The 19,469-nt window shown below is 45.6% G+C and carries 15 protein-coding genes; 7 read left to right on the forward strand and 8 right to left on the reverse strand.

The features are described 5' to 3' along the window. The first annotated feature begins 19 nt into the window (after nt 1-19). Together envZ and Q1A86_RS03260 are read left to right on the forward strand one after the other, a co-directional pair. Complete coding sequence (gene envZ, locus Q1A86_RS03255; protein WP_299803143.1) at nt 20-1,336, forward strand: two-component system sensor histidine kinase EnvZ; 1,317 nt, start codon at nt 20-22, stop codon at nt 1,334-1,336. Between the two features lie 111 nt (nt 1,337-1,447). Then, complete coding sequence (locus Q1A86_RS03260) at nt 1,448-3,388, forward strand: methyl-accepting chemotaxis protein (RefSeq protein ID WP_299802849.1); 1,941 nt, start codon at nt 1,448-1,450, stop codon at nt 3,386-3,388. Nucleotides 3,389-3,432: 44 nt separating this feature from the next. Here the strand turns inward: Q1A86_RS03260 and Q1A86_RS03265 are convergent, their stop codons facing one another. Continuing rightward, nucleotides 3,433-3,906, reverse strand: a complete 474-nt coding sequence (locus Q1A86_RS03265; RefSeq protein ID WP_299802850.1) for a peroxiredoxin — start codon at nt 3,904-3,906, stop codon at nt 3,433-3,435. Nucleotides 3,907-4,271: 365 nt separating this feature from the next. On the opposite strand from Q1A86_RS03265, the gene Q1A86_RS03270 reads away from it, so the two are divergent. Continuing rightward, nucleotides 4,272-5,690, forward strand: coding sequence for a magnesium transporter (locus Q1A86_RS03270; protein WP_299802851.1), 1,419 nt, complete (start codon nt 4,272-4,274; stop codon nt 5,688-5,690). A gap of 139 nt (nt 5,691-5,829) precedes the next feature. On the opposite strand, the gene Q1A86_RS03275 is transcribed toward Q1A86_RS03270, so the two are convergent. Both Q1A86_RS03275 and Q1A86_RS03280 read right to left on the reverse strand, forming a co-directional pair. Then, nucleotides 5,830-7,089 (reverse strand): hypothetical protein, encoded by a 1,260-nt coding sequence (locus Q1A86_RS03275; RefSeq protein ID WP_299802852.1) that lies wholly within the window; start codon nt 7,087-7,089, stop codon nt 5,830-5,832. A 252-nt stretch (nt 7,090-7,341) separates the two neighbouring features. Next, entirely contained in the window at nt 7,342-8,103 is a 762-nt protein-coding gene (locus tag Q1A86_RS03280; RefSeq protein WP_299802853.1) for a class I SAM-dependent methyltransferase, read from the reverse strand. A gap of 282 nt (nt 8,104-8,385) precedes the next feature. Between Q1A86_RS03280 and Q1A86_RS03285 the strand changes: the two genes are divergently transcribed. The 3 genes from Q1A86_RS03285 (at nt 8,386) to Q1A86_RS03295 (ending at nt 13,203) form a co-directional block, all read left to right on the forward strand. Then, nucleotides 8,386-10,677: a cytochrome C gene (locus Q1A86_RS03285; RefSeq protein ID WP_299802854.1), complete on the forward strand. Its 2,292-nt coding sequence runs from the start codon at nt 8,386-8,388 to the stop codon at nt 10,675-10,677. Nucleotides 10,678-10,994: 317 nt separating this feature from the next. Next, a complete protein-coding gene (locus Q1A86_RS03290; RefSeq protein WP_299802855.1) occupies nt 10,995-12,224 on the forward strand; it encodes a helix-turn-helix domain-containing protein in 1,230 nt (409 codons plus the stop codon). Between the two features lie 136 nt (nt 12,225-12,360). Then, nucleotides 12,361-13,203: a 23S rRNA (adenine(2030)-N(6))-methyltransferase RlmJ gene (locus Q1A86_RS03295; protein WP_299802856.1), complete on the forward strand. Its 843-nt coding sequence runs from the start codon at nt 12,361-12,363 to the stop codon at nt 13,201-13,203. Nucleotides 13,204-13,503: 300 nt separating this feature from the next. Here Q1A86_RS03295 and Q1A86_RS03300 read toward each other — a convergent pair whose 3' ends face one another. After that, the gene (locus Q1A86_RS03300; RefSeq protein WP_299802857.1) at nt 13,504-13,758 is read right to left on the reverse strand and encodes a hypothetical protein; all 255 of its coding nucleotides are present in this window, start codon (nt 13,756-13,758) and stop codon (nt 13,504-13,506) included. A 277-nt stretch (nt 13,759-14,035) separates the two neighbouring features. Then, nucleotides 14,036-14,914 carry a LysR family transcriptional regulator gene (locus Q1A86_RS03305; protein WP_299802858.1) on the reverse strand — a complete coding sequence of 293 codons (879 nt, stop codon included), beginning with the start codon at nt 14,912-14,914 and terminating at the stop codon, nt 14,036-14,038. A gap of 107 nt (nt 14,915-15,021) precedes the next feature. On the opposite strand from Q1A86_RS03305, the gene Q1A86_RS03310 reads away from it, so the two are divergent. Further along, a complete protein-coding gene (locus tag Q1A86_RS03310; RefSeq protein ID WP_299802859.1) occupies nt 15,022-16,428 on the forward strand; it encodes an MATE family efflux transporter in 1,407 nt (468 codons plus the stop codon). Between the two features lie 36 nt (nt 16,429-16,464). Here Q1A86_RS03310 and Q1A86_RS03315 read toward each other — a convergent pair whose 3' ends face one another. From Q1A86_RS03315 to Q1A86_RS03325, 3 genes are all read right to left on the reverse strand, one after another. After that, nucleotides 16,465-17,208, reverse strand: a complete 744-nt coding sequence (locus tag Q1A86_RS03315; RefSeq protein WP_299802860.1) for a lytic transglycosylase domain-containing protein — start codon at nt 17,206-17,208, stop codon at nt 16,465-16,467. Continuing rightward, a complete protein-coding gene (locus Q1A86_RS03320; protein ID WP_299802861.1) occupies nt 17,205-18,227 on the reverse strand; it encodes a DUF3137 domain-containing protein in 1,023 nt (340 codons plus the stop codon). The genes Q1A86_RS03315 and Q1A86_RS03320 overlap by 4 nt, the downstream gene beginning before the upstream one ends. Before the next feature lie 88 nt (nt 18,228-18,315). Further along, nucleotides 18,316-18,885 (reverse strand): LemA family protein, encoded by a 570-nt coding sequence (locus Q1A86_RS03325; RefSeq protein ID WP_299802862.1) that lies wholly within the window; start codon nt 18,883-18,885, stop codon nt 18,316-18,318. Nucleotides 18,886-19,469 lie beyond the last annotated feature (584 nt).

The raw sequence follows: 19,469 nt of genomic DNA on the forward strand, positions 1-19,469 counted from the left end.
GCTTTTTAACTCGGTGTCGATAAACAGACGATGGTGGCAGCGCTTACTGCCACGCAGTTCCTTCAGCCAAACCGTAATGTTGATTGGCTGTCTGCTGCTAACTAACCAGCTGGTGTCATACATCTCTGTTGCCGTTTATTTCATTAAGCCCAGCTATCAGCAAATAAACCAGTTGATAGCTAGGCAAGTAAAATTGCTATTTGTCGATGGGGTCGATATCGGTCGTGAGCACCTCACCATGGTCGACGCCCTTAATGCTAAAGTGCGCGATGACACCATGCAGTTTTATAACCAGAAGCAAGCTCGAATAGCTGGAATAGATCGCGCCACTTACTACAACTTCTTATCGTCACAAATGTCTGAATACTTGGGCGGAGAAGCTGAAGTGCGCATCGCCCAAGGTGAAGAGTTTGAAATTTGGATCCGACCACCTCAGGCGCCATCGATCTGGATTAAAGTGCCACTTACAGGCCTCAACGAAAAAAATCTTTCACCGCTAACATTATATTTGATGGTCATTGGCGCATTGAGTGTGGCCGGTGGATGGTGGTTTGCGCGTCAGCAGAATCGTCCATTAAGACGCCTACAAAAAGCTGCCACGGCGGTATCTCGGGGCGACTATCCGGATCCCCTGCCCTTAAGTGGCTCAACCGAGATTGTCGAGGTGACCAACACCTTTAACCAGATGTCTCACAGCATGAAGCAGCTGGAACAAGACAGAGCGCTATTAATGGCGGGTATTTCCCATGATCTACGCACCCCACTGACCCGGATCCGACTCGCATCAGAGATGATGGTCGAAGAAGATCAGTATCTGAAAGAGGGCATAGTCAGCGATATTGAAGATATGGATGCCATTATCAATCAGTTCATCTCCTATATCAGACAAGATCAAGAAGGCACCCGTGAACTTGCACAAATCAATGATTTAATTCAGGACGTAATCCAAGCTGAATCAAACCGAGAAGGCAAAATTGATTCAGAGCTCACTCAATGCCCTAGCGTACCGATGCAAAGCATCGCCGTTAAACGCGTACTCAGCAACCTAGTCGAAAATGCTTATCGCTACGGCAATGGGTGGGTCAAAATTACTTCGCAATTTAACGGTAAATACATCGGCTTTAGCGTCGAAGATAATGGGCCCGGTATCGATGAAGAGCAGATCCCAAAACTGTTCCAACCTTTCACCCAAGGCGATACGGCTCGCGGCAGCGTTGGTTCAGGATTAGGGCTCGCAATTATCAAACGTATTGTCGACAGACACCAAGGCAAGGTGATCCTCACCAATCGCAGTGAGGGTGGATTACACGCTCAAGTGTGGTTACCGATTGAATAGTCTTTATCTATATGGGTTTTGTTCAAGTCATTTGAAATAAAGGCTTAGCTGTAATTTTGTTGTAACGAAAAAGCCATATTCTAACGCCAATTTAAGTATTTGGCGTGCAAGATGAAAATCTCAACTCTCTCCCTTTCGGCCTCAATTACACTGTTATTGATTGCGGCGTTACTGGCTTCGGTAGTGTTCTGGAGTAACGACAAGCGCCAAGTCATCGAGCAGCAGACCTACCAACTGCAACAGATCCAACAGAGTTTTCTCGTCGAGATTAGGCGTGAGCTCGATAGCTATTTATCCAGCGGAGACAGCAGTAAGCTTAAGAGTGCCAAAGTTAAGCTTGAACATATGCAGGCGCAGATAGCTTCGCTACACGATCTAAACACCAAACATCTACAGCAAGCTGTCGAAGCCTTTACCCAAGCCTTAGATAGTGACTATCGCGCGGCAGGAAAGTTAGCGGGTAACCCAAGGCAGCTGTTAGCTCACGCCGAGTCAGAGATGCTAGATTACAACGCTCGTTTGGCCGATTACGCCATTATAGGACTAGACGAACACCCGGCACTCGCCGATGAATATTTAAGGTTAACCCGCCTGTTACCGCCGCTAGTCTATAACTTGTCACAGATCACCGACGGTTACCTTGTCGGCAAAGAACAACGGCTTAAATCGATATTAGAGAGCCTAATTACAGAGTTAAAAGAATGGAATGCTCAGCTTGATTCCCTTGCTTTAATTGGGATCTATGAGGTCCTTGAAGCAGACGAATTTGCCCTTGGTGAAGATGAGCCAGAAACCATAGAAATAGGTGAAGATTCTCGAGCTGAACTACTCAGTTTAAGTAAACGCTACAACAAAGAGATCGATAATACCCACGCCCTAATGATTGAGAACCAACAATCACAACGGCTATTAATTTCTAATATTAGCGTCATTGAACAACAGCTGTTAGCGTTAGGCGTTCAACAGCAAGAACAAAATATCACTCTGAAGCAAAGACTGATGTTTGCCATCTACACTATGGTTACCATCTTGATTATTTTTGCCGCCAGTTACCTGATTTTATTACAGCAGTGGGTAGTAAATCCGCTCAAGCAACTTAACAGGGCATTTCATAAACTGACCGAATCAAACAGTCGCGAGCGCATTCCTATTCATCGACGTTGCGAAACGGGGCAAATAGCCAATTATTTTAATCAACTACTCAATCGTTTTGAAAAAGAAGATAAGCATCAACGACAACAGATGACACAAGTCTCTGACTCGCTTACTCAACTCGTTAATCGCATTGGTCATATTTCGGCAAGCACAGAGCAAACTCAACAGGTCGTGCTATCGGCTCAACAGCAAACAGAACAAATTCGTACCTTAGCCAAAGAGGTATGTGACACCTCTGAGAAAGTGGAACAAAGCGCACTGCAAACACAACTGCAGATGCAACAGAGCCAACAAGAGGCGCAGGCTGTTCTCGATGCTACCGACGAGACTCACTCTGCCGTAGACCATTGTCATCAAGCCTTAACCAGTCTATCGACTTCGGTTGTCGATGTGTCACAAATCATCGATGTTATCGGCAATATTGCCGAGCAAACCAACCTGTTAGCACTCAATGCTGCCATAGAGGCTGCGCGAGCGGGCGAGCAAGGGCGAGGCTTTGCCGTGGTAGCAGAGGAGGTTCGCAACCTGTCGCAACGCACTCAAGTATCACTGCAAGAGATTATGGATATACTCAATCAACTCACTCAAGCCAACAGCGATCTAGGCTCTAGAGTTGAAGGGATTAAAGATGCCACCCAAGTACAGCAGTCCCGTGCCAACAGCCTATGGCAAGTCGCCCAAAGCGTACAGACACAAGCCAGCGAAATGGCCATTACCGCTCAGCAAGGCGCTATACATACTCAACAGCAAGTCCGCCATTTAGATGACTTTGCTATCGCCATGATAAGCCTTAAAAATCACGCTAAGGCGGCATCAGAGCAAAGTGAAATCATTGCACAAGAAGTGCAGCAAAGTGTTGATAGTATTGAAGTCAGCTTAGGCATTAAAGCTGCTTAATAAAAAAGAGCCAAGCGGCTCCCTTTTACTTAAAGCAGTCCGACTTAAAGTGTTGCTAAAATCGCTTCTGCCGTACTCACTTCAAATGATTTTGGCGCCTCAACATTCAATGTAGTGACTACGCCATTATCAACCACCATGGCATAGCGCTGTGAACGAATGCCACCAAATGCAGCGGTATCCATTTCAAGGCCGAGTGCTTTAGTAAAGCTGGCATCGCCATCGGCTAACATTATTAATTCAGAGGCATTTTGCGCTTCGCCCCAAGCTTTCATCACAAAGGCATCGTTAACAGATACACAAGCAATGCCGTCAACGCCCTTTGCTTTTAATTGGTCAGCTAATACTACAAAGCCAGGCAGGTGTGCTTCTGAGCATGTTGGCGTAAACGCGCCAGGTACGGCAAACAGCACCACTTTTTTGCCAGCAAAAAACGTAACAACATCATGGTTAACCATACCGTCTTTAGTAAGCTCTGCAAGAGTGCCTGCAGGAAGTTGTTGGCCTTGTTCGATCATCAGATTATCCCTTCGTTATATAGCTAAGTTGAAAACAGTTGCCTAATCCTAGTTGAATTAAAACCAAATAAACACAGATAGAAAGAAGGGATATATAAGCCAATTCACATCCATGCTTAATGTGCACGGAATAATTGCTGCCTATCCGCTCCCTTTCACTTTTCCTCTACCATATCAACTCGGCACAATGCTATTATTGGCCTCAGCTAGGTAAAACCATAACTAGCAAACTCATTGCGAGTCAGCAATTTAATCAATAAAATTTTTGTACTATTTTGATATTAGCTTTTTGTATTTGCTTTCTTGCATTAGCATTCAAAAATCAGTTTCGCCCTTTTTAAAGCCTCACTTAAGGTCAGTTAGCCATGCCATTGCCAAAAGATAAACTCCCTATCGACAACAGCCAACATCCAAGCGATTCAGAATATGAAACGCCTGAGTTAGCCATGGTAGAAGTGAGTCAATCGGTTGAGCAACTGACCAATGCCGAAGGTGAACAGCAAGCAGAACTCTTCGATGAAATGCTAGAAGAGGCTGAGCCGGGCACTGTGGCACTGCTACTAGAATCATTGCCGCTAGATGAGCGTTATGAGCGCTGGTCTCAAGTTGATACCGACGAGCGCATTGGCGTACTAGACTTGATGCGCGCCGACCCGCGTAACGGCATTTTGAATGAGATGCCGGAGGCTGAACTAGACCAGCTATTCTCGCAAATTTCGCCAGAAGATCTGATTGAATGGAGTGACACGCTACCCGAGGCGATGACAGATCGTGCGCTGTCACAAATGGGCGAACGTCAACGACAGCACTATGACCGCTACGATCAATACTCTGAAAATGAGATTGGCCGTTATGCTGAGCATCAATTCTTAGCGCTAAATCTGACTTCTACCGTGTCACAAGCCCAGCGTTTCTTCCGCCGGATCAAACTCGACTGTAACGATCATGTGTTTTTGCTCGATGATGACGATAAATACATTGGTAGTGTGCGCCGCCACGATGTTTTTCGCGCCGCGCCAGAATCCACCTTAGAAAGCTTACTTTGGGAAGACAGTCGCTCGATTCTTGCTGACTCCAGCTTAATTGAGGCCGCTGAAGCCATTGAGCACAGTAACGAATTAGAAATTGCCGTCGTCGATGCCAACGGCATCATGATTGGCCGCATGACACTGCGCACCGCCACCGCACTAGTGCGTGAGCATTACGAAGCGCAGTTAATGGCAACTGCGGGTATGGACGAAGACGACGATTTGTTCGCGCCGATTACCGTGGGCGCTCGACGACGTGCAGTGTGGCTTGGGATTAACTTACTCACCGCGTTTTTAGCTTCGGCCACCATCGGCCTGTTTGAAAATGTACTGGAAAAAGTCGTTGCCCTCGCGGTACTGATGCCGATTGTAGCCTCAATGGGCGGCATTGCCGGCAGCCAGTCGCTCACCCTGATGATCCGCGGTATGGCCATGGGTCAGATTTCATCGGGTAACTTCATGTCGCTATTAAAGAACGAGCTCGGCATTGGCATCTTAAATGGCGTGTTGTGGGCGATAGTGATTGGCTTAATCGCCGGATACTGGTTTCACGACCCCATTATCGGCACCGTAATCGGCGCAGCCATTTTGATTAATATGGCGGTGGCGGCCATTGCCGGTGTCATGGTGCCGATGATCTTGCAAAAGATGAATCAAGACGCTGCGCTGTCAGGCTCGGTGATATTAACCACGGTAACTGACGTAGTGGGCTTCTTCTGCTTCTTAGGTTTAGCTTCAGTACTGTACTTATACTAACGACTGTTACTAGCTGCTGTATTTTACCAAGCGCAGAAACAACAAAGCCTAGCTAAACAGCTAGGCTTTTTTAATATTAGTTACCACCAATGCCTTACCCAAGTAGGTCTTGAGCAAGTAAATCCATAAATGTACTTGGCTACTCGACTCTTAGCTGATTATCTTGCCATACTAATCTCACTGGCAGCCCTAGTTTCACTAAATGATTGAGAATGAATCGCCCTCCCCACGCCCAACCGCTTAATGATATGAGATTAGTATCCACTCCAATCAGCTTTATATCACCGTCGATATATAAACGCGGTGGGCCTACATCTTCCGCCCCTGCTTGAACATCAGCCCAGCTGATGTGAGCCATTTCAGCGCGTAATATCTTTCTCGAGTCGTGACCATTTACGCCCGGAGTTAACAACCAAAGCTCCTCTTTAGTTACACAAACCGCCTTAAAGGAGCGAGATTTAACCTCACTATAAAAGCAAAATACATAAGCCAAACAAGGTAAAGCGAGCATGATAAACATAATGACCATCATAAAGATCACTCCCCAATCTGACATAGATTCAGTCCGATAAATGACATCACCAAATTTATTTCGATAACGGCCTACGGGAAACATAAATTTAAACAAGCTAGGCAGCCAAAAAACGTAAGCGTATAAACCAGCGAGGCTCAATAGAAATATCTTTACTCCATCTCGCCACGACTTTTTAATCATTGTGTGTCCCGCCGTCATGCACAAATGCTGATTTAGCTGTGCAATGACTGTCTTTGCATCATCACCTTCGAATGGGTCTTCTTCAAGAGAGATGGTGCCAACAAACACAAGTTCCCGTTCTTTAGCTTCGCTTTGCTCCACTTCCTCAGCTGCAGGCTGCGGTAATGTTTCTACGGGCTGCTTTAATAAATAGATATCAAACCTTTGCAGCAGCAAACAGTTAGACTGCTTGTTCTCAAGCAATAAATATTTCTCAGTCAAGGGCAAAACAAGCTCGTCTCGCCGATGCAACCGTCTGTAGACCAATGCAAATAGGCATATTTGATACGCCACAATACCAACCATTACCATGGTGATATTCGCTAAAACATAGATATTACTCACAGCGGCAATCACTATGGAAAAACCAAATACCCATTTATCAAAGCCAGACATTCGCGCTGACTTTGATACCCGCAGTGAACCATCTTTAAGGTAAATATGCTGTCGTAGCTTAGGCTTAAAAACAAAACTGACAATAACGTAAACCGCGACTAAACCAGTCAACACTATCGAGAAAGTCTGAGCATCATAAAAGCACGCGCCAAGTAGCACGCCTAAGCCAATAACTAGGGAGGCTTTTTGATACATACTTCGAGTAAATGGTGTTAATACTGTATCTTGAATACTAGCCGTTATGTTCACTTATTCTTCTCACATTAATCCCGCCGCTTGCTGCATTGCTTCTACTGCAGACTCAAGCGCTTGAATATAAGCATTATTTTTTATGTTCTCATAGTGTCAGCTAAACAATAATGCTTAACTGTTATCTCGCGCATGAATAACCTGACAATAAAAAGCCCCTTATTAGCTAATCTAACAAGAGGCAATTTTTACGGAAATTGGCAGATTCAGGTGTTATCAAATGCCAAAACATTACGCTTTATATCATCTAAACTAGGCCGTCATTGCCGCCTTCACATAAACATCGAAACGGTTTTTCTTGGTGGCAATCACCATGCTAGGTTTGACGCCATCTAAATCATCAGCATAATCTGGGCGCTTAACCACGACGCGCTTTGTGGCGAGTGTCATCGCTGGCGCTAACAAGCCGTCGGCATCGAGATCTGCGCCCACTAATGACTGAAACACGCGCATCTCTTTTTTCACTAGCGCCGACTTTTCGCGGTGCGGATACATAGGATCCAGATAGACCACATCCACTTCTGTATCTGATGCTTTTGCTGCGTCAGCCAATGAGTCAATACTTGAGCCGTGAAACAAGCTCATACGCTCACGCATCCAGTCACCGATTTCAGCGTCGTCATAGGCGCGGCGTAGACCATCTTCTAATAATGCAGCCACAATCGGATGGCGCTCAACCATCAGCACCTTACATCCTAGGCTCGCCAATACAAAGGCATCACGACCAAGACCAGCAGTACCATCAACCACAGTTGGAGTAACCCCTTGCTTAAGGCCTACCGCTTTAGCGATTGATTGACCACGACCACCACCAAATTTGCGACGATGGGCCACGGCACCGGTGACGAAATCGACCGAAATACCTTTTAGTTTAGGTTCATCACGCTTGATTAATGTCAGCACATTATCTTCAAATACCAATTCAAATTCTGCATCGGGATCGTAAACGAGTCCCCAGCGTTCACAGGCGGATTCGATTGTTGGGTAATGGCGATTAAAGAAAATGCTGGTCACAATTAGGCTCTAGTTAGAAATACTGACACAGTGATGATACCACTACACATCAGGAAACCATATCTACCACTTTAGCTTCTAGCTGCTATTTCAAAGCCGTTTTGCGCAATTTTACAGCTCAAAAACCCTCAAAACAGCTCAAAGCAACTGAAAAGCACCTAAAAAACTTCAAGATAACTATAAATAGGTATCTGTTCACATTCTAGTCTATCTGCTTAGGGCACACTTTTTCGGTCGTTGATAAATCAAACGGCAATAGAAGAAATAAAAGAGAGATAAGTGATGATGAACGCAAATAAATTTAAAACAAGATTGTGCTACGCCACGCTTGTTGCTGCATGCTCAATCGGTATGACAGCCTGTTCTGGTGATGATGGCAAAGACGGTGAAGATGGTCAGCCTGGCGGCAATACCACTACTCAAGCTGAAGTGCTGACACTAACGCTAACTAACACCACAATTACTGATAATGTGCTAAGTATCGACTTCAGCGCCGAGAACGAACTGGCTATTCCGGTAATAAAAATTGCCGCGATTAAAGTGAATGCCGCGCAGCTGCTGCCACAAATCGAAGGTGAGCGCTCACAATGGCAAAAGTTAGCGGGTGAGACTTGTTCGCCAGCTAAAGGCTGTGAAGGTACCTTAGTTGACAATATGGACGGTAGCTACCGCTACACCATGCATGCGCCACTGTCGATGGGTGATGTGAGTCATGACAGCGACTTCACCCAGCGCGTGCTATTTACGGTATTAGCAACTGACAAGCTACCCGCGACGGAAGTGATCGCTGACTATAAAGTCGATGGCAGCGAAGTCACTGATAATCGTGGCATTATCGACGGTAGTTCGTGCCTGAGCTGTCACGATGATATCGCCTCGATTAAGCACGGCGGCGCCAATATTGAAAACTGCGCAAGTTGCCACACCAGCAACTACATGGACAACCCTGATATGGTTTGGCCTGTATTAGCGCATACCGCACATATTGGTATTACGCCACAGGCGCTAGGTAACTGTACAAGCTGCCACGCTAAAGAGGTGAGCGAAACCGAGCTGCAAGCCACTAACTGGAATCTAGTACCAACTCGCGAAACCTGCTCTAGCTGTCACGACATGACAACCAACCCTGTTTACGACCACAGCACTCAACCGGATAATGGCAGCTGTTTGACCTGTCACTCACCTGAAAACACTTATGATGTTCATATGAGTAAGTCAGAAAAAGCAGTCGCTGAAGACGAGCGTAACATCGTTAATATCAGCTTAGAAAAGGCCAAACTAATCGAGCAAGATGGTGAGCATTATGCTGAGATCAGCTTTGCCTTACTCGATCGCCAAGGTGAGCGTATTGCCGTTGCCAACAGCAATCCTGCAGATGCCGATTGGATTAAAAACCTGCAGCTATATGTGAACTGGGGCACCTCAGTCGACTTTACCACCAGCCGTGGTTACAGCATTTTCGTTAAGAGTAACAAGAAAGACATCACTCAAGATGGTAGCGGTAACACACCAGCCGGTGAGCGTGAGCGTACTCCGCTACATAACTCACAAGACAATGTGTTTACCTACCTAATGGGCCCAATCGTGACTCAAGACGCCATCTCTGGCGACTTAATCGATGATGCTGGCTTCATTACCAACCGCTTTATCTACTGTTTCGATAGTGCGCAAAACCTAGTGAGCTGTGATCAAGCCGGTCACACCAAAAACGCAGAAGCGAACAAGCGTTGGTTCTTCGATAAAAATGGTCTAACCGATGCGCCTGAAGCGAAACGTCCTGTGATTGTGAGCAACAAGACCTGTGGTTCTTGCCACGGTTATGACGAGTTTAACGATAACTCTGAGCTGGCTTGTCGTAACTGTCATAGTCGCAATACCGAAATCAACAAAGAGCTGGCTGACACCACCTGTTTCTCTGGTCACGACCATGATGAACTCGGTGAGCATGTTCGTCCGTTTGAAGAACGCGCCATGGTTGCTAAAGGTAAGCCTGGCTTCTTAAGCTCGACGGCAGATATCGTTGACCCATGCTTGGCTTGTCATAACCCGAACACACCGCCAACTCAGGCGATTCGTGAGATGCACACCAAACCAAGTGATTGGGACTATGTTGAGCAGCTAACCGTCAGTCACCCAGACCATAAGGTATGGATGCACTCACTGCATACTAACCAACGTGCGACTCAAGATCGTGAAAATGGTGTACGTAATATTGAGTTCCCTGCCGACAAGGCTAACTGTTACCGCTGCCACGAAGGCGATACCTTTGGTGTTGACCGTTTAACTGCCGTAGGTCGTCCATTAGCGCTAGACTTGGATTACAACCCAGATTCACGTGCACACCCAGCAACCGATATCACTGTTGATGCTTATACCTCACCAGTTTCAGCAACTTGTTACGCTTGTCATGCTAAACAAGAAGACGCTAACGGTAAGATGGTGATCAACAAAGCGGTACGTGCGCATATGGAGCAAAATGGTGGTCGATTCGGTGTTGCTGCCAATGAGCTACAAGTTGAAGCTTGCGCGGTTTGTCACTCGCTAGACAACCTTAAAAAGGTGCATAACCTTTAAGGTTAAACCCAAAAGTAATTGATGTCTCAGTCTGATGTCCCTGCAAGTTGATCAGACAAAGAGAGCAAGCAGCCCAACGCTTTGCGTTGGGCTGCAACTTTTTAGGTCAACCGCAATACCCTTAACCTCTTTACGCATTTACCCAAAATTGACCATGGATATGCGTAAGTCGATTTTCTCATGCCAACAAACTTATTGCGCTAGATGGCAACCTTTATGGAAATCAGGAAGTGGATCAAAGTTTACGGGCAAAGATTTCCTCAGAAATAGACCTAAGAATATACTCAATTAGATATCTGTTTTATAAGAGAACGCCCGTGCAAATAACGCCAATGCTAAGCTTAAACGTGACTCAACAGCACCTTATCGATGCTGAGGACTCGTCACGTATTGAACTTAGCTACGCCGAAACCGCCGTTCTGCAATTGATGCTTAAGCATCAAGGCACTCTCATTACCCGCGAAGCCTTACTAGAAGCTGGTTGGCACGACAGAGTGGTCTCAGCATCATCACTGCAGCAATGCATTAGCGTACTCAGAAAAAAACTGGCTAACTACCCAGACATTGAGCTAAAAACCATTCCAAGACACGGTTATGTGTTGCATCTTGCTAACCAAAACAAAACCAAGTTTAAAAAGCCAAAGGCTGTGCTGGTGTTTGCTATAGCGGTTATCGCCTCACTGTTCTTACTCGGCTACGCTTATATCAACCACCATCAAGCGCCTTATAACGAGATCTTAGTAAACAGTAAGCTCAGTAATGTCAGCGGTAATATTCGGGTGTTTACAGCTACCGACCAAGTGCAGTTCTCGGCCGAAATAGCCAATAAACGTCTGGCGAACCAAATAAGTAACGAACCCAATTGGCAAGCGCCTTTCAGTAGTTTTACTAGTTTTGCACTACTTAGCGACAAGATGGACAGCTTTGCTATTTGCCCTGACTACCAACAAAATCAATGCAGTGGCAACCAGCTGATCAATATCAGTAGCGAAACCGATCACGGCAGCCAACTAGAGTTATCAGATTTTCTAACCACTAAGATCAGAATGGAGCAGAAGACCTATAACAAGTTAGACTTACCAGAGCTTAAAAAGCATCAAGGCGATTTAAAGGAACAGATCTACCATGGCGATCTGTATTTCGCTATCGATGATCACCGCTTAGTTCGTAGCGACATTCGTATTTCATTGGTCGACCTCGCCTCAGATAACGGCATATTCTATTTTGCCGCCTGTATCACCGACGAAGACTGTTACACCACGCCGATCCGCTACGAGATCCGTGGTCACTTCAAGCGCACCACAGAAAAATGGCAACAACGCACCGTTGAACGCTTCGATATTGAAGTCAGCAAAACCACCCTGTCTTCACCCAATGCACTGTCTGATACCGCGCAAATTATCTATCTCGCTCTAAGAAAGCAGCACTTAACTCAAGAACAGTTAAGTTTCTATCGTGTCTACCAAGACGATGGCACGGCAATTTGGCAACTGCCGTTAGTGAACGACAATATTATGTGGATGCAGCGACAAACCCTTAAGTTGTGATCCGCTATTTGAGCTAATCTGCAATCGACTAGCGGCTATTGGCGGCAGTCCGAGTGCTCGATTACCACTGAATTCTGCACATCGGTGCGGTTTGGGTATATAATCAGCGCTCTGTTCATCTTTGGTTTAAAACGCAATGTTAAGTTATCGTCACGGCTACCACGCAGGCAATTATGCCGATGTTCTCAAGCACGCAATTTTGCTGCAAGTCCTCAAACTCATGCACAAAAAAGATAAGCCAATGGCTTATATCGACACCCATGCGGGGGCAGGCGGCTATGCGTTAACTGATGAGTTTTCAAAGAAAACTGGCGAATACCTAGATGGCGTAGCCAGACTGTGGGAAAGAACCGACTTACCAGAATCTTTAGTGCAGTACATAGAAGATGTGAAGCATTTCAACCAAGGCAAAGCGGAACTGGAATTTTACCCAGGCTCGCCAGCATTTGTTGATATGAACATGCGAGAAAAAGACCGCATGGTACTGCACGAACTACACGGCACCGACTTTTTAACCTTAGACGAGCAGTTTAGCGGCGATCGCGCTGTACGCGTTATCAAAGGTGATGGTCTTAAAGGCCTGATTGCTGCAGTGCCACCGCTTGAGCGTCGTGGCGTGATTTTGATTGACCCGAGTTACGAAATCAAAACTGACTATCAAGACGTGGCTAAAGCGATCATCAAAGCCCACAAACGCTTCTCTACTGGCGTATTTATGTTGTGGTATCCGGTAGTCGATCGCGACCAAACAGAAGGCATGCTTAAGCTACTCGCTGAAAGCGGCATTAAAAACCAATTACGTATCGAGCAAGCGATTAAGCCTGATAGCAATGAATTTGGCATGACAGCTGCAGGCCTGTGGATCATCAACCCACCTTGGCAGCTAGATACGACCGCCAAAGAGATGCTCGACTATTTAGAGCGTCGCATCGGCCATAACGGTGGTAAGACAATCGTTAAGCAGGAAGTGCCGGAATAAAAGGCTTAGACGAGGTCGGGCTTCGCCCTGCGAGAGCGTGACTTCGTCACTTCTAGGAAAAGCTAAGATAGGTTCGAGGTCCTAGGAAAAGCAAAAGATAGATCCTAGGGAAAGCTAAGACGGTAAAGCAAAAAGATGTAGAGCTGTTATCTTTAAGCTTTTCCTAGCAGCCAACTTGTTGGCGTCCTCGTAGTGAGTGTGCGAACGTCCTAGAAACGAGCTTGCGAGTGCCCTATCTTAAATGTTGGCGCCCTAGAACCTAGGTCCTAGCAGCGAGCCTGCGAGCGTCCTGTCTTTCGCTTATAAACACTCTTCATCATCGTTAATCTGACGAGTAAACACGCCCAGAATGGCATTGATGATACCGACCTCAGTATCTCTATTATTAGCTGATGCCGCCGGACTGCCACCAATCACTTCTCGCTGTTCTCTTTGCTCCGCATTACCATGTGCGCCACTGACAAAGTCACAGCCGGCATTAGCCGCTGAGTTTGATGAACAGCCAGCACTGTTCAAAATCAGTAAAATCAACAACCCAAACGAATTCCGTTTCATACTTTTCCTTTTTAATTAAATGCTAAGACGAGAGCGGGCTTCGCCCTGCGAGACGTGACCGTGTCACTTCGAGAAAAAATAGATCCTAGGTACGAGGTCCTATGTCCTAGGAAAATCCAAGACGGTAAAGCACCAATCAAAAGATTACCGGCACGATGTGTTAGCCTTTGCTTTTAAGCTGTTAGCTTTTCCTAGTAGCCAACTTGTTGGCGTCCTCGTAGGTGCGTAGCACCGTTCTAGCAGTGAGCCTGAGAACATCCTAGTACATTCTTTATTTTCACTGCAACACCGAATGCAGCTCATCAAAGAGCCATTGCATCACTGGGCCAATTTGCTTATCTCGGCGATTCACCACGCCCATTTCCACCAGCAATGGCTCGGTAATATACTCGGTTGAAAGCTCTTTTAGATCTTCAATGTACCACTCAGATTTTGCCACATGTTCAGGCACTAATGCCCAGCCTACGCCCTGCAACACCAGAGCGACTATGTAATAGTAGCTGTCGATATACCAATAGTTTGCCGACAATGGCGGTATTTGCGACTGCCCGGTAATATCGCAAATCGCTAACTGCCGGTATTGCATCAGCTGTTCTAATGTTGGCGCGGGGCTGGCGGCTAAAGGATGAGAGGGTGCGACCACTAAGCTCTGTTTAAACTGGCCAATCGACATAAAATCCAGCGAATCAGGCAGCATAGTCGAACTGTGAAACATGATGCCAATATCTGCGCGCCCGACATCCACCCATGCACCAATATCCTTTTGCGAGCCATTAATGATAGTGAGTTTAAGCAATGGAAATTGAGTCGATATACGCTGAAAAAGCGCTTCAAATGCGGTAACCGGCACAGCTTCATCCATAGCAACGGTAAGGGTGATCTCCTCACCAGAAGTGACGCTCATTGCCCGCGCATTTAGGCGTTGGCACTGAGCAAGTACTGACTGCGCCTCTATAAACATCTCTTCGCCAAGCGCCGTGAGCACAGGAAGTCTGGCACCGCGGTCAAATAACTCAAAACCTAAGCCAGCTTCTAAGTTACTAATTGCTGTACTAATACGCGACTGCGCTTTGCCCATCTTTCTCGCGGCTGCCGAAAAAGAACCAAGCTTTACCGAATTTACAAATGCATTAAGCTCATCAATCGTCCAGTTCATCGCTTTACCTACTGACTTACCTATATCAAAAACAGATAGTAACTAACTTTATTCAATCTCAAATACAGAGTAACTTGCTGAACTTTATTGTTCAACATTGATATCCCATGTTAGATCCAAGCATCAAAAACACACAGGCTCAGTCAATCAGTCGCACCTTTTGGCGTTACACTCTGCCAGCCATTGCCGCCATGTTGGTTAACGGTTTATACCAAATCGTTGACGGTATTTTTATAGGCCATTACATAGGCTTTGAAGGACTCGCGGCTATCAATATGGCCTGGCCAGTGATCTACTTTATGGTGGGTTTTGGCATCATGGTGGGCATGGGGAGTGGCAGCTTACTGTCGATTCAACGTGGTAAAGGCGATACTCGCGCCGCAGCGACTATTTTGACCAGCAGTTTAGTGCTCATGCTTGGCTTAGCCGCAGTATCTACCACGATTTTAGTCACCTTTAGCGACTTCTTTCTTCAGGCTCAGGGCGGTGCTGGTAACACCTTGGTGATGGCGCAAGAGTATATTGGCGTGTTTACCTGGGGCACTGCAATCACAGTGATAGCCTCTGCCTTGCCGTTACTTATCCGCAATGATGAAAGCCCAAACATTGCCACAGGATTGATGGTACTGGGCGCATGTATCAATATTTTTCTCGATTACTTGTTAATTGGTGTATTTAACTTTGGATTATTGGGCGCGTCAATTGCCACCATTAGTGCTCAGGCGGTTGTCTGTCTCTTAGGCCTTTTTTACTTTTGCTCTCGATTAAGCAGCATTAACTGGTCGGCAAAATTTAGTTGGTTTAATGCATCGAATGCTCAGCAGATCGCACTATTAGGCTCTTCAAGCCTATTTATGTATCTGTACACCAGCTTTGTATTTGCACTACATAACCGACTTTTTACTGAATATGGCTCACCACTAACGGTAGGCGCCTTTGCCATTGTCGGTTACTTGATGGTGTTGTATTACTTGGTGGCAGAAGGTATCGCTGAGGGTATGCAGCCGCCCGTGAGTTATTACTACGGTGCAGAGCAGCATGAAAACATTAACAAGATGCTGAAATTGTCGGTAAAGGTGACCTTGATTGCAGGCACTAGCTGGGTGTTACTGCTCAACCTATTACCAGAAACCATGGTCGGGCTGTTTAACAATGATGACCCTTTGCTTATAGCCACTGCGATTGGAGGTATTAAGATGCACCTGTTTGCTATGCCGCTAGATGGGTTTATCGCTCTTTCGTCGGTGTACTTTATGGCGACTAACCAAGGCGTTAAGGCGTTGGTCATCGCCTGTGGCAATATGTTGATCCAGCTGCCATTCCTCTATTTCTTACCTAAGATTCTGGGAGTTGAAGGTGTGTGGATGGCGATGCCGATCTCCAACATCGCGCTGTGTCTTATTGTGGTACCTATGGTGTGGCTTGATGTGCAGTCGAGAAAAAAACAGTCGACGGAGCAGCAAGATAACCAGCTAACTATCGATACCGCCAATACTGCAGCAATCGTGAGCTAAGCCTTGCCAGTTAAACCTTGCCGCTTAGTTTTACAGTTAAGCCTTGCGGTAGCGTTTTAGCAAGATCTGCACTCGCTCTACATAGGCTTGGGTCTCAGCAAAAGGTGGGACACCATTATATTGGTCGACCCTTGATGCGCCGGCGTTATAAGCGGCGCAGGCCAAGACAATATTGCCATTAAAGCGTTTTAATAGCTGGGCTAGATAACGACTACCCGCCAGAATATTTTGCTCAGGGTGAAAAGCATCACTCACCCCCAGCTCATTAGCCGTGGCGGGCATCAGTTGCATTAACCCTTGCGCTCCAGTCTTAGAAACCGCCTTAGGCTTAAAAGCTGATTCTGCATGAATAACCGCTCGAATAAGTGCCGCCTCTATGCGGTACTCTCGTGCTGCCATGGCTATTTGCTGCTGATATTGGGAGGTAAATAGCGGGATAGATTTCCAATTGATATTGGACTCAGGTTTGCAGGCATAGCAGTCAAACAATAACACCTGGTAGTGCCCCTCTTGCGGTGCATGATCACTAAAAACCAAGACTCCATCGGCGGTAAGATAGTGATAAACCCTTTCTCCTTGTTCAGCCCTAGTTTCCAAGCTCTGGGGCTTACTCGTCATAATTTGATTAGACACGGTTTGGCCTAACACAATCTTATTCGATGGTTTAGCGACAAAATGTGGCTTACCTGTCTCTGCAGCCGTGACGGTAGGAGTTACAAATGTAGCAGTAACGGCGATAGACAAGCAGAGTAAACTAAACAGGATTGCTTGCTTCATCATAATCCGGTCGAACGATCCAATTGCAATACATCAACGATAGCAAATAACTGCTTCATCTCTTTGTTTATCTGACTAAATTCATACTCAAATGTCGCTGGCTTAAATATCGACGCCATCTCGAAGCGATTTTCTTTACTGCCAAGCATGATCAGCAACTTATTACGATAGAAAGCACATTGAATTTTGTTACCAAAACTGGCTGACAGTTCCTGTAAACGCTCCATAAAGGTTACGGTTAACAGATAACGCGCCTCAATTTGATCGGTAGAAAATACATCAAACTGCTTCTCAAAGATTGGATCTTCCAGTTTCACTCGTTCCAAGCCTTTAAATGAGTCTGATAGGAAATTGACTAAGCCACCTCGATTCTTAACCACCACAGTATGACCACGAGAAGCTTTATGACTGCTGAGCTCAATCATTACGCCCTTAAATACCGTCACCGTATCGGTCGTCTTATCACGCTTAACCTGTTTAGTTAGCTGTAACTCATTAATAGCAATCTCAATATCTTTGTAGGTGCCCTGCACATAATCGTCAAAACTAGCAGATTCATAATAGGGCAACAGCTTAGATGCCTTAAGTGCGCTAAGGCTCATCTGATGCTCTTTACAAAAGATAAAGTCTTGACCAAAGTACTTAAAAATTAACGGGTAAATCTTTTGCTTCACGTCTGTTTTATAATGCTTAATCGGTCTAAATACCCACCATGAAAACGGCAATGTCAGCAAGACTAAACCAATAAGATAAACCATCAGAGGATCTGAAACGGCCAGATACGGCATAAACATAAATGCCAAAGTCGCAATGGCAAGATAGATGGCCGCACAAAGATACAAGCGTTGTCGGCACGCCTTTAGACTCGCAACACGGGTATTTTCAAATTTGCTGGTTAGTGGCTCAAGATGCTGCTGGTAATATCGCTTAAATTCATCGATCTCAGATGCTGCGGCAACCAGATTATTCGTGTTGCGGATAGGCTTTATCGATGCGCCAAACAGGAAGCTAAAGAGATTCATAGTATTGCTAACTCACTCAATTGCAGTTCAATCACAGCAATAGCCACAATCCCGATAGGAATTGCGACTATTAGCTAATAAATTTGAGTTACTTTAGATAATCGGCGGCATCAACAGGGGCTTTTGACACCTCGTCGGCCTCATAGAAAGGCATCACCTTCACACTTGCCATAGAGGCTATGATAGAGCCAGGGAAGATCTCAACGGCGGTATTCAACTCAGATACTGCCGAGTTGTAGAAACGACGCGCGGCAGACAGCTGAGCCTCGACTTCGTTGTAGGTCTGCATCGCTTGCAGCATAGTGTTGTCAGACTTCAGCTCAGGATAGTTTTCAACCGACACCATCAGCTGTGACATCTTCTGATTCAGCTTTTCCGATACCTCGAGGTGCGCCTTTACCGCACTAGGATCAACACTGTCATAGCCTTTCGAGGCTAAGACTCTTAATTCGGTGATCTCGGTCAGCAGAGATTTCTCATGCTCCATGTACTTTTGTGCGATCTTGAGAATATTCGGCACTAGGCTAGAACGCTTCTTAAGCTGAACGTCTATCCCCGATAATGCTTCGCGCCCCGCATTACGCTTCTTAATTAAACTGACATACCAAAGATAGGCAATAATCACCACTAAGCCTGAGCCCAACAATATCCCTTCCATCTGTGCTTCCTATTTCTTATTTTTCTATAAAGGTCACTTAGTTTTAGCTTACATTTCTGCGATTGAAACGGTAAAGCGATACCCTATTTACTTATATCTCATACTGTTACTTATTTAGATGACTAAATCCACCCTGAACACAGATTAAACAGACTTTCTCTGCGTTACTTTTTAATCAGCCTAGCAAGAATTTGGCAAAAATATCGAAGAAAACCCAGATCAAACAATAACTAATCGAACTCTCACCAAATAAATTCATTAAACAGCATAAAAATACAGCTAGTGTTCACAAATCAGTCGCAACAAAAATTAATAGCTTTAAAAATCAATAGTTAAATCGACGTTTAATTGTGTGATTTTTTGAACTAAGCAAAATTTTGCCTCATCACTTTCCGCCATAAAAAGCCTAAACTAGTCAAACTTATTAACCCTTTTAGTTAACTTTATCATTACCCATAAGTTTGCTGCGGTTTACCCTAACGCCTAGCCTATTTATTGCTGTTCTCCTGCTTCCTTGAAATAACGGCTGCCCATTATTCATTCAGCTTAGATACAGCATCCCCTAGCTATAGTAATCACATCCT

This window comes from uncultured Shewanella sp. (genome assembly GCF_947497935.1).
Taxonomy (GTDB): Bacteria; Pseudomonadota; Gammaproteobacteria; order Enterobacterales; family Shewanellaceae; genus Shewanella.

What these genes read in the sequence shown, in the direction of transcription:
- Q1A86_RS03325 (WP_299802862.1), bottom strand. Translation starts at nt 18,885, where the DNA reads ATGGAAGGGATATTGTTGGGCTCAGGCTTAGTGGTGATTATTGCCTAT.
- Q1A86_RS03265 (WP_299802850.1), bottom strand. Translation starts at nt 3,906, where the DNA reads ATGATCGAACAAGGCCAACAACTTCCTGCAGGCACTCTTGCAGAGCTT.
- Q1A86_RS03305 (WP_299802858.1), bottom strand. Translation starts at nt 14,914, where the DNA reads ATGAACTGGACGATTGATGAGCTTAATGCATTTGTAAATTCGGTAAAG.
- Q1A86_RS03300 (WP_299802857.1), bottom strand. Translation starts at nt 13,758, where the DNA reads ATGAAACGGAATTCGTTTGGGTTGTTGATTTTACTGATTTTGAACAGT.
- Q1A86_RS03295 (WP_299802856.1), top strand. Translation starts at nt 12,361, where the DNA reads ATGTTAAGTTATCGTCACGGCTACCACGCAGGCAATTATGCCGATGTT.
- Q1A86_RS03270 (WP_299802851.1), top strand. Translation starts at nt 4,272, where the DNA reads ATGCCATTGCCAAAAGATAAACTCCCTATCGACAACAGCCAACATCCA.
- Q1A86_RS03310 (WP_299802859.1), top strand. Translation starts at nt 15,022, where the DNA reads ATGTTAGATCCAAGCATCAAAAACACACAGGCTCAGTCAATCAGTCGC.
- Q1A86_RS03320 (WP_299802861.1), bottom strand. Translation starts at nt 18,227, where the DNA reads ATGAATCTCTTTAGCTTCCTGTTTGGCGCATCGATAAAGCCTATCCGC.
- Q1A86_RS03260 (WP_299802849.1), top strand. Translation starts at nt 1,448, where the DNA reads ATGAAAATCTCAACTCTCTCCCTTTCGGCCTCAATTACACTGTTATTG.
- Q1A86_RS03285 (WP_299802854.1), top strand. Translation starts at nt 8,386, where the DNA reads ATGATGAACGCAAATAAATTTAAAACAAGATTGTGCTACGCCACGCTT.
- Q1A86_RS03315 (WP_299802860.1), bottom strand. Translation starts at nt 17,208, where the DNA reads ATGATGAAGCAAGCAATCCTGTTTAGTTTACTCTGCTTGTCTATCGCC.